Origin of the sequence: Bacillus marinisedimentorum (assembly GCF_001644195.2) — a bacterium.
Taxonomy (GTDB): Bacteria; Bacillota; Bacilli; order Bacillales; family Bacillaceae_O; genus Bacillus_BL; species Bacillus_BL marinisedimentorum.
Window position 1 is genome coordinate 1 of record NZ_LWBL02000072.1, and the last position, 11,172, is coordinate 11,172.

At 46.3% G+C, this 11,172-nt stretch carries 10 protein-coding genes and 1 other RNA gene; 10 read left to right on the plus strand and 1 reads right to left on the minus strand.

Annotation, left to right across the window (positions count from 1 at the left end; genetic code table 11):
- Positions 1-378 precede the first annotated feature (378 nt).
- A complete protein-coding gene (locus tag A4U59_RS19760) occupies positions 379-2,052 on the plus strand; it encodes a M4 family metallopeptidase (RefSeq protein WP_245680600.1) in 1,674 nt (557 codons plus the stop codon).
- A 51-nt stretch (positions 2,053-2,103) separates the two neighbouring features.
- Here the strand turns inward: A4U59_RS19760 and A4U59_RS19765 are convergent, their stop codons facing one another.
- Positions 2,104-3,018, minus strand: coding sequence for a Gfo/Idh/MocA family protein (locus tag A4U59_RS19765; protein WP_066175288.1), 915 nt, complete (start codon positions 3,016-3,018; stop codon positions 2,104-2,106).
- Positions 3,019-3,267: 249 nt separating this feature from the next.
- Between A4U59_RS19765 and A4U59_RS19770 the strand changes: the two genes are divergently transcribed.
- The 9 genes from A4U59_RS19770 to A4U59_RS19810 all read left to right on the plus strand — a co-directional run bounded on the left by A4U59_RS19770 (position 3,268) and on the right by A4U59_RS19810 (position 10,394).
- Positions 3,268-3,516 carry a hypothetical protein gene (locus tag A4U59_RS19770; RefSeq protein ID WP_169824014.1) on the plus strand — a complete coding sequence of 83 codons (249 nt, stop codon included), beginning with the start codon at positions 3,268-3,270 and terminating at the stop codon, positions 3,514-3,516.
- A gap of 388 nt (positions 3,517-3,904) precedes the next feature.
- Positions 3,905-5,557: a LysM peptidoglycan-binding domain-containing protein gene (locus tag A4U59_RS19775; RefSeq protein WP_245680601.1), complete on the plus strand. Its 1,653-nt coding sequence runs from the start codon at positions 3,905-3,907 to the stop codon at positions 5,555-5,557.
- Positions 5,558-6,050: 493 nt separating this feature from the next.
- Complete coding sequence (gene tadA, locus A4U59_RS19780) at positions 6,051-6,536, plus strand: tRNA adenosine(34) deaminase TadA (protein WP_066175292.1); 486 nt, start codon at positions 6,051-6,053, stop codon at positions 6,534-6,536.
- Positions 6,537-6,625: 89 nt separating this feature from the next.
- Positions 6,626-6,889, plus strand: an RNA gene (ffs, locus tag A4U59_RS19785) — signal recognition particle sRNA large type.
- Positions 6,890-7,114: 225 nt separating this feature from the next.
- Positions 7,115-8,830 (plus strand): DNA polymerase III subunit gamma/tau, encoded by a 1,716-nt coding sequence (dnaX, locus tag A4U59_RS19790; RefSeq protein ID WP_066175294.1) that lies wholly within the window; start codon positions 7,115-7,117, stop codon positions 8,828-8,830.
- 22 nt (positions 8,831-8,852) lie between these two features.
- A complete protein-coding gene (locus tag A4U59_RS19795; protein ID WP_066175296.1) occupies positions 8,853-9,176 on the plus strand; it encodes a YbaB/EbfC family nucleoid-associated protein in 324 nt (107 codons plus the stop codon).
- A 21-nt stretch (positions 9,177-9,197) separates the two neighbouring features.
- Positions 9,198-9,794, plus strand: a complete 597-nt coding sequence (gene recR / locus A4U59_RS19800) for a recombination mediator RecR (RefSeq protein WP_066175297.1) — start codon at positions 9,198-9,200, stop codon at positions 9,792-9,794.
- A gap of 25 nt (positions 9,795-9,819) precedes the next feature.
- Entirely contained in the window at positions 9,820-10,047 is a 228-nt protein-coding gene (locus tag A4U59_RS19805) for a YaaL family protein (protein ID WP_066175298.1), read from the plus strand.
- A gap of 80 nt (positions 10,048-10,127) precedes the next feature.
- Positions 10,128-10,394 carry a pro-sigmaK processing inhibitor BofA family protein gene (locus A4U59_RS19810; RefSeq protein WP_066175300.1) on the plus strand — a complete coding sequence of 89 codons (267 nt, stop codon included), beginning with the start codon at positions 10,128-10,130 and terminating at the stop codon, positions 10,392-10,394.
- The last annotated feature ends 778 nt before the right edge of the window (positions 10,395-11,172 follow it).

The following is an 11,172-nucleotide window of genomic DNA, read 5'->3' on the forward strand; positions in this document are numbered from 1 at the left end:
TTGTGCCTTTGGGTGAAAGCGAGTACCTGCAACGGAAATCAACACTAGCGTTTATCAGAGCCAATGTGTTAAAAAGGTTTTATTTTAGTTGGAAATAAATGCCGGTGTTTTTTATGGGGAATTCAGACTAATGGAAGGCGGGAAGGGAGATGTTGTCTGTCCATCAAAGATAATCTCGGGATATGGCATAATGAGTCGGATTAATTCCCTATATGCCCAGAAAACATTTTCTTTTCGTGATTCTAAATAGTTGGAAGGCGAAATAAATAAGACTTAGTTTCTATGAAAATAAAGAAGTCAAAATAATCGGAATTATTCATGTACCGTCCGCTTTCACTTTAATATACTTGTTTCATACTCTGAAAGGGGGCAATATCATTGAGGAAAAAGGGATCTATGATTTCAATGGCAATGTCTATTGCGGTAGCGGCCAGTTTTTTAGTGATGCCGTCCGTGCAAGCTGTGACACATCCTTCTGGTGCTGCCGCATCAAATGAAAAGGTTAACGGAAGCAACGGAAATGTACCGCTGTTTGTAAAAGAGAAAGCTGCGGGTAAAATGGGAGCGAGCAATGCGGAAAACGCACTTGCGTACCTCGAAAAGAATATACATAAGGTAAATATTCAAAAACCTGAAGAAACACTGAAAGTGAAAAAAGTGCAGGAGGACAAGCTGGGTAAGACTCATATCCGTTTTCAGCAGACACAGGACGGTTATCCGGTAGAAGGTGCAGAGATCATTGTCCATTTCGATAAAGAGAATAGAGTGGAACTTGTCAACGGACATCGCAATGATCTTGTTGGACAGAAACCGCTAACCGGCAAAATCAAGGTTTCGGAAGAAAACGCACTGGCGATTGCCAAACAGGTGACAGGCGCACCTGCTGAACTGCCGTATCCGCCGAATACAGAATTGGTTGTTTACCCAACTGGCAGCAGCCTTATCCTCACATATAAAATCAATGTGAATTTCTTAGGGGAACACCCGGGGAATTGGTTTGTTTTCATTAATGCTGAAACAGGGCAAGTCGTTGATAAATATAACAGCATTATGCACACAGGCAGTGACGGCAGTGTAACCGGGTTTGGCATAGGTGTCCTTGGGGATAAACGGGAAATGCATGTATCCAGGCAAAAAGAAGGTTCCACAATGTTTGCACTTGCGGATAGAACCCATGAAGGCCTTGAAGGGATTTTTACGTATGACATGAAAAACTCCTGGGATTATTATGGGCTGCCGGGCGATCTGTTCCTGGACAGTGATGCGGCCTGGATCAGCGAATATCAGAAGCCGGCAGTTGACGCCCACTACAATTCTGAAAAAGTATATGAGTACTTCATGGAAGAACATAACCGTAATTCCATCGATGGAAATGGTATGGCGATCAAGTCTTCGGTTCACTATGGGGAAAACTACAATAATGCCTTCTGGAACGGCTATCAGATGACATACGGTGACGGGGACGGCAAGTTTTTCATTCCGCTTTCCGCGGGCCTTGACGTAGCCGGACACGAAATGGCACACGGTGTCACCAGCCATTCAGCCGGACTGAAATACAGGTTCCAATCAGGTGCGCTGAATGAAGCTTTCTCTGATATTTTCGGGGCACTCATTGATGAAGAAGACTGGGAAGTGGGAGAGGATATCATGGCAGATGAGGCTGTGGCTTCAGGAAGAGAATCACTTCGCAGTCTGAGTGACCCATCGAAATATCCTGTCGGAAGTGCTTATGTCCCTTATGGTGATGGCAGCGGTATGTACCCTTCCCATATGGACGAGTACTATGATTTGCCGATTGAGCTTGATAACGGCGGTGTCCATATCAATTCCTCAATCATCAACCATGCTGCTTATATTACCGGTAAACAGATCGGAAAAGAAGCGCTCGGGCAGATTTATTATCGCGCACTCACTGTTTACTTGACGCCGGAGTCCAACTTCAGTGAGGCAAGAAGCAGCATTATCCAGTCAGCCGTCGACCTTTATGGCGAAGGAAGTGAAGAAGCACGGGCGGCAGCGGATGGATTTAATCAAGTGGGCATAACGGAATAAATGGAAAGGGCTGGCTTATAACAGGCCAGCCTTTTAATGGCATTTTGGATATTACGGGTTAAGCTGACCTTCCAATCGGCGGGTTATTTTTTCACATAGTTCATGGGTCTGGAGTGAATCGAAAGCACTCGGAGACGGGATATTGCCGGTGGCTGCGGCATTTAGGAATTCGGCAATCATATCAACAAAGCCGCGTTTGTATAATGTTGAATCCCAGCCTCCAAATTTTAAAGCTTCTTCGGTTTCATCATGAAAATAGGATCCGTCTGTAAGTTCCTTGACGGCCCGTTTCACGCCTGGGCCGGATACTTCCAGTTTTTCTTCCGTTATGCCGCTGTCGCGGTTCATGATGCCGATCGCCGTGAATCCGCTGCCGGAAAGCTGAAGGACAGCCTGATGGAGCAGCCCTTTTTTAATGATGCCGTGCACATGCATGTCTCCAATACTGCCAGGAATCAAAAAACGGAGCGTATCTACTACATGGATGTAGTCGTTAAATATGAAATGCCGAATATCACCTGGCAGGTGAAAACGGTTCTTTTGCATAACGATCAGCTGCCGGTCTTTGACCTCTTTCATTTGCCTGTACATGGGTGCAAACCTTCTGTTGAAACCTGTCATTAAAATAAGATTGCGCCGATCCGCAAGCCGGGTCAGTTTTTCCGCTTCTTCATAGTTAAGGCTTAATGGCTTATCCACGAACACATGAATATTGTGCCGCAGCAGTTCATCCACCATTTCTGGATGAACCTCTGTTGCGGAATGGACAAAAGCGGCCTCAATATTTTTCTGGGCGAGTTCCCCGATGGAAGATGCCGTTTCGGAAATGCGATATTTGCTGCTTAACTTCTGCAATGTTGTTTTGTTTCTGGTGGCCAAAACAAGATCAATTCCTGGTGTTGCAGCGAGCAGCGGCAAATATGCTTTTTGTGCGATATGTCCAAGCCCTATTATACCGACTTTCATTTCCAATCCCCTCCTTGTCTCCATTTTATCATTTGCCAGGTATGTCAGCTTTATTGAAAAATCATGGTGCTTCATTGCGGATTGCAAATGATAAATGGAGCCAACCGCGCAAGACCCCTGTACCCAATGCTGGTCAATTCAGGCACATCAGTGGAGGTTATGCGCTAATCCATCAGTTGAAAGCAGAGTTTTATATGCATGAAAAAGATGGATGGAACCGGGACAGATTTTGCCCCCTGTTTTTCGGTAATGGAAACGAACTATTATTTAATGGATGGCCAAAAAAGGGAGGAAAGCGGAATGAAGATCGTTTTTTATGAGAACTCAGATATTCAAGTGATTGTTGGTTCAGCCGAATTGAAAGGAAACTTGACGATTGAACAGATTCAAACAGAAGGTGAAAAAAAGGCCAAGGAATTATCAGGGTTGCTCGGCCGTGAAATTGGCTTCATGATCGATATGAACGGCCGAATGGAACAAAAAGTTCCGATGGGCTAAACAGATAGGATACTCCTTAATTTAAAATAATTTCTGACAGTCCGGTGAAAAAAGCACCGGACTTTTTTATTATTAGGCTATGTTAACGTTCAATGTTGTTTTTAAGCAGCAAAAGTATAACTCCCATAAATCGGAGTTTAAGTTTTATCTTTTTGGCGTATGAATAAAAACTGCAAAAATGATAGCGGGGCGTCCGGGAAGCATCCTCGGCGCTGTTCGCGCCTGCGGGTGCCCCGCAAACGTGTATGCCGCCAAGCGGGCGCCAACTGCTTTTCTTAATAAAATCCGTCTTTTTCCCGATAAAATGAAAGATTTTTATTTTCCCTGAATATAGTGGTGGTAGAGCCACTATGAAAGGGTGATGAATGTGCCTCAGCAACAGGAGGGTGTGTATATAGTCAAACCGGGTGATTCCCTCTGGTCAATTGCCGGCAGGTTTGGAACGAGCATCGATGAATTGAAAGGAAGAAATGGACTTCGCTCTGATATGCTTTACGTCAATCAGCAGCTTGTCGTACCACTTGAGTCATCAGATGGGCATATTGTGCAGCCGGGTGAGTCGTTATGGTCGATTGCACAAAGGTACGGTATCAGCCCGGAAAAATTGAAAGCCGCGAATAAGCTTCCCTCGGATATCATTTATATCGGCCAGCGCCTGCGGGTTGACAGGCAGGAAAGGGCTGTAACCACTTATACGGTGAAATCCGGTGATTCGCTTTATGCAATCGCACAGCAATTCAATACGACGGTTGAGAGCATCATAATACTGAATGATTTGACGGGTACTGCCCTTGATGTCGGACAAACTCTTGTCATTCCGGCTTATTCTGAAGCTGTCGTCACTGCCAGGGTTGCCAACATCCGCAGCGGTCCTAGCATGGTGAACGATGTTGTTGTGCAAATGGTCAAAGACGCGCGCCTGCCGGTGATCGGAATCCAGGACAGCTGGTTTAAGGTCCGGCTTTTTAACGGTGACACAGCCTGGATATCCAATAAAGTCTCATCACTAAGGGCCTATGACGGTTCCCAGCCGATTGTTGACATATACAGTTACTACACGCTTGCCGAAGGACCGCAGCTGCCGAGTTCGTATAAGTCGTTTGTCCGCAACACTGGAGAAATATCGTCACTCGGCCTGTTCTTGTTCCGGATCGAACTTGAGAATCCCACCGAAATCGAAAAGTTCGGCCAGTTCACAGATCAAGAGGTAAATACACTTGTTACAATTGCCCACCAGAACAACATACAAACTCTTGCCGTCGTTCATAATCTCCTATATAAACGGGGGGATACGACCCCATCAAAAGAAGTCGTGAAAACGCTCGTCTCTGAACCGGCGAACCGCACGGCGTTTGCCTTGAATCTGGTGGAACTGATCGAAAAGTACAATTTTGACGGCGTCGACATCGATATTGAAGATGTGTATGAAGAGGATCGTGAGCGTCTGTCGCTTTTATATGATGAAATCGGGCGGACACTCCGGGAAAGAGGTTACTATTTCTCAGCGGCAGTTCCATCCAAAGTAAGTGCAGAAGATCCAAGTGAATTCGCTAAACCATTCGATTATTCGGCGCTCGGGGCAGCAGTAGATCAATTTGTTGTCATGCTTTACAACGAACACGGCTGGCCGGGAAGCGGACCGGGCCCCGTCGTATCGATCGGCCGCATGGAAAGGGTATTGCGGTATGCGATGACGCAAATGCCGAAAGAAAAAATCGTCGGTGCGGTATCGGTTTTTGGTTTTGATTTCAATCTGGAGACGGACAGAAGCTCTTACGTGACATACGATATGGCAATTGAGCGCGCTGAAAAATATAATCAGGAGATCATCTTTGACGAAGAGACACAAACCCCGATGTTCGCCTATACCGATGAGGAAGGCCAGCGTCATGAAGTCTGGTTTGAAAACCGCGACAGTATCAAGGCGAAAGCAGCACTCGCCGACGAACTCGGTATCAAAGGGATCGCACTCTGGCGCCTCGGCATGGAAGACCCGGCAATATGGCCGATGCTTGATGAAGAACTGGTGGTACGAAAATAAAGCAGCCGCACTGGCTGCTTTATTTTATCCTATAGGAAAGTACCAATTTATAAGCAAGGAAGTATAAATATGGATAAGTTATCAGGAACAAAACTAGCCCCTGCTCGTAACATCGCAGGTTAATCTGGTAATAATGCTGCCCCATGATCGCGAACCAAATCAGAGCTGCATTACCAAAGGAGCTAGTAATATGAATGGTAACACCAGACACGCAGAATTAAACGTGTCCTGGGGAAAATCGCAGCAGCCGCAGCGGGTGAAAGAAAAGATCACAAAGAGACTGGGTAAACCAAATCATCTTCTTGTTTGTTGCGAAGCGCACTCCACTGGTTATGGCAACTGCGCCTCTGTCTTCGCCGAAAGGCTCATCAATCGGCCTTGTATTTTTTATTGGCTCCAGTACAATGACTATCATTTTAGTCTGCGCCCTGTGCTTTCCTTCATTTTTCTTTTTCGGTATACTGCTAACATACCGATAGAAGGAGTTAGGGCAATGCTGAAAGACGAAGAATTCATGCGCCAGGCAATCGAAGAAGCGAAAAAAGCGGAAGCACTCGGGGAAGTCCCGATCGGTGTCGTCATTGTGCGAGATGGGGAAGTGGTGGCTTCCGGCCATAACTTGAGGGAAACAGAGCAGCGGTCTGCCGCACATGCTGAAATGATCGCCATCGATAAAGCGTGCCGGAAACTTGGGTCCTGGCGGCTTCCGGGGTCAACCCTTTATGTAACACTGGAACCATGCCCGATGTGTGCCGGGGCCATCATGCTTTCAAGGGTGGACCGTGTCGTGTTCGGTGCTTACGATCCGAAGGGCGGGTGTGCCGGAACGTTGATGAATCTTCTGCAGGAAGAACGGTTCAACCATCAGTCTGAGGTGGAAGGCGGCGTGCTTGAAAATGAATGTGGAACCATGCTGAGTGATTTTTTCAGAAAACTGAGAGATGAAAAGAAAGCCCGCAAAAAGCAGGCTGACAGCTGATTTTTAAGCCCCCCTTGATTTTTTACAGTAAAAAGGCTATACTAGGTTATGCGTCGTTAACGGCGCCAATAAAATTATTCTCAAATTTGCCGTGCTAAGCGGGGAGGTAGCGGTGCCCTGTACTCGCAATCCGCTATAGCGAGGCCGAATCCCTTCCCGAGGTCGGTGCTTCTCGGGGCTGCCTTAAGTAAGTGGTGTTGACGCCCGGGTCCTGCGCAACGGGAACCCATGAACCCTGTCAGGTCCGGAAGGAAGCAGCAGTAAGTGGCCACTTCCGTGTGCCGCGGGACAGCCTGGGCCGAGCCAACTGCTTAAGTAACGCCTGGGAACGCCGATCGACGGAAGGTGCACGGCTTTAACTTTATAAAAATCGCTCACTCATTAAGAGTGGGCGTTTTTTTATACAATCGCAAGCATCCGGATGTATTACCATATTCAGATGGTGTAAAACGTTTCGCAAAAGTGGTTGAACGTTTTGAAAACAGGTATGCAAATCAGGTATAATAGAAAAGTATGGGAAGAACATGAAAACAACTTCCCGCAACATAACGATATGCAATAAAAGGAGCGCATGGGAGATGAGTTACCAGGCTTTATACCGCGTTTGGCGCCCGCAAACCTTCGGGGATGTGGTCGGACAGGAGCATATTACAAAAACACTGCAAAATGCGCTTTTACAGGATAAATTTTCCCATGCCTATTTATTTTCCGGGCCGCGCGGAACAGGTAAAACAAGTGCAGCCAAAATCATTGCAAAAGCGATCAACTGTGAACGTGCACCAGTTGCGGAGCCGTGCAATGAATGTTCATCGTGCCGCGGCATAACTGATGGATCGATCAACGATGTCATTGAGATCGACGCCGCATCCAACAACGGGGTTGATGAAATCCGTGATATCCGCGACAAGGTGAAATACGCACCTAGCGCAGTCCGCTATAAGGTATACATTATTGATGAGGTTCATATGCTTTCCATTGGTGCCTTCAACGCCCTTTTGAAAACACTTGAAGAGCCGCCGAAACATGTCATTTTCATTCTGGCGACAACGGAGCCGCATAAAATACCGCTGACCATCATTTCAAGGTGCCAGCGTTTCGATTTCCGCCGTATTCCGGTCCAATCGATGGTGGAACGGATGAAGATGATTGTCAGTGAACAGGGAATCGAAGCGGAAGAGGAAGCGCTGAACATGGTGGCGCGGGCAGCGGAAGGCGGAATGCGCGATTCGCTCAGCCTGCTTGACCAGGCGATTTCCTACAGTGAAGACACAGTAAAACTTGAAGATGTTCTGTCTGTCACGGGAGCCGTTTCACAGAATTACCTGTCAGGCATTGCGGAGGCGCTGCTCGATCAGAATGTGCCCCAGGTTCTTAAAATCGTCGACCAGCTGACACAGGGTGGAAAAGACCCGAAACGGTTCCTCGAGGATTTGATTTACTACTTCCGGGACATGCTGTTATATCAGACAGCATCCGACCTTGAAGAAGTGCTTGAGCGCGTGTCGGTTGATGAGGCGTTTAAAGGGCTTGCCGAAAAAACGCCTGCTGAGTGGATTTACAGTGTCATTGAACAGCTGAACCACAGCCAGCAGGAGATGAAGTGGACGTCCCACTCGAAAATATTCCTGGAGCTTGCTCTCGTGAAGATCGGCCAGGGCGGCGCCCCTGCTCCGGCAGCACAGCAGGCCGGTGACCAGAGCGCTGTACAGGGACTGCTGGACCGGATCACGCAGCTTGAAGGCGAATTGAAGAAGCTTAAAGAAACCGGTGTCCAGGCTAGCGCAGGAGAACCGGCCCGCCAGGAAAAAGAACGGCGTCCGGCCCGTTCCAGCCGCGGAGGCTTCAAAGTGCCGTCCGGCCGGATCAGGGAAATCTTGAAAAAGGCGACGAAACAGGACCTGCAGCAGCTGAAAAGCCGCTGGGGAGATATTATGGAACGGCTCAAGCAGGAAAAAATATCTGCACATGCCACGCTTATTGACAGTGAGCCGGTCGCGGCATCTGGCCAGGCGTTTGTCCTTGCCTTTAAATATGAAATTCATTGCCAGATGGCTGCCGATAACAAAAATAACGTCCAGACAATGCTCGAAAAGCATATTTTTGAGATGACCGGAAAAAGCTTGCAGATGGTGACCATTCCTTTCAGTGAATGGGAGACGCTGCGTGAAGAATTTATAAGTGAACAGCGGGCAGGCGAGGCAGATGCTCATGAAAACAGCGATGCGGAAGAAGATCCGCTTATTACCGAAGCAAAAAAACTCGTCGGTCCTGAATTAATAGAAATACAAGATTAAAATAATCAAGGAGGCGTTACGTATGCGCGGTGGAATGGGAAATATGCAAAATATGATGAAACAGATGCAAAAGATGCAAAAGAAGATGGAAAAAGCACAGGAAGAGCTGAAAGAACAAACATTTGAAACGACAGTGGGCGGCGGTATGGTAACGGTTGTTGCCAACGGCCATAAAGAAATCATCGATATAAAGATCAAAGAGGAAGTTGTTGACCCGGATGATATCGATATGCTTCAAGATTTAATTCTTGCAGCAACGAACGAAGTTTTGAAAAAAGTGGACGAAACGACAAACGAAACAATGGGTCAATTCACGAAGGGTATGAATTTACCTGGAATGTTCTAATTGTTGGAAGGAGAAACGTGAATGCAATACCCTGAACCGATATCCAAGCTGATCGACAGCTTTATGAAATTGCCGGGCATTGGGCCGAAAACGGCCGTTCGTCTGGCTTTTTTCGTGTTGAATATGAAGGAAGACGATGTTCTTGATTTTGGAAAATCGCTCGTTAATGCGAAGCGGAACCTGACACACTGTTCAATTTGCCATAACATCACGGATCAGGATCCGTGCAGGGTATGTGATGATGACAACCGGGACCAGTCTGTCATTTGTGTCGTGCAGGACCCGAAAGATGTCATTGCAATGGAAAAAATGAAGGAATACAACGGTCTGTACCATGTGCTGCATGGTGCGATTTCCCCAATGGACGGAATCGGTCCTGAGGATATTAACATTCCGGACCTGCTTAAACGTCTGCAGGATGACACAGTCCAGGAATTGATTCTGGCAACCAATCCCAACATTGAGGGAGAAGCGACGGCCATGTATATATCAAGGCTTGTGAAACCGACCGGCATCAAAATCACCCGCATAGCCCACGGCTTGCCGGTTGGCGGCGATCTGGAATATGCAGATGAAATCACTTTGTCCAAAGCGCTTGAAGGGCGAAGAGAACTATAAGAAGGGCAAGCGGGAGGAGAACAACATGATATTTCGCCGCAAAGGCAAGCTCCGCAAAGAGTATGACCAGCAATTGCTGGAACTTGCTTCCAGCCTGAAAGAAGAATGGATGAAGCAAAAAACACTTGTGGAAAGAAGTGTCGATCCTTCAGAGCAAGTACTTCATTCGCTGCGGATTGCCGAGAGCAAATATTTCTACATTTTAAAGGAAGTAAAAGTACGACGCATTTCCATGGGAAAACTAAAAAGGTGACAGTGTGCTGTTCTATTGCCCTCCCCGGTTCAATAGAATATAACAAGGGACTTGTCTATTTTTGAACCGGGGGTGGGATATTGGAACCAATCGTTGTCTTTTCAGTAATCGGCGGCCTGTTATTTTTGCTGCTGATGATCGGTGTGCCGATGAAGCCGCTTCGTTTCATGGGTACAGCTGCAGTCAAAATGTTGATCGGCGCCCTATTCCTTTTTTTCTTGAATACATTCGGAACAGCAATTGGCTTGCATGTTCCGATAAACCTTGCGACAGCCGCAATTTCCGGTTTCCTCGGAATACCGGGTGTGATTGCGCTCGCAGCCATTGCACATTTCATCTTGCCATAAAAAACAAGTGAGTTTTTGCGATGCCGTGGAATAAATCGCCATAATAACAGTACAAATAGCTAACAAAAACACTTGGATTTCAATCTCCAAGTGTTTTTGTTTGTATATTGGATTGTTAAACTGACTCTTTAATTGAAAGGCTGTGTTCAAACTCAATGTTGATTTTTTACACTAGTTGATTGTAGTGGAAGGTGCGAGACTCCTGCGGGACTAGCGGGACAGGTGACACCCCGCAAGAGCGATAGCGATGAGGAGGCTCACCGCCCGCCCCGAGGAAAGCGAGTACCTGAAACGGAAATCAACACTAGCGTTTAACAGAGCGAATTGAAAAGTTCAGCATCTCTTATTAAATACATTAAAAAGTATAAACCGATTGCACCTGAAATAATTGCAATTATAAAATGAACTAATACTTTGTTTGTCTTTTTCTCGTCATCGACTTCAGTTGCTATAACTACCAAAGAATTACCAATACTGAAAAGGAACTGAGCAAACAAATACGATACAACCAGATAAACTATATATATCTCCCCTTAATTAAACAATCCTGCCTGTAAGTTTAAAGATAACATTCGAAATCCATACTTATGTTAACATAAAATTACAATCACCTATTGGGTAGGGAAGCATTATTAATAAATTGCTAAAAAGTCCATATATAATTTATGAAAAAGTATTGACCTTAATTTTGTCAGATGATATATTGTTAAAGCTGTCGTTGAGACGGCAGGAAACAAAAACACTTTCAAAAAAGATGTTGACTTTGGTTTCCACGCAT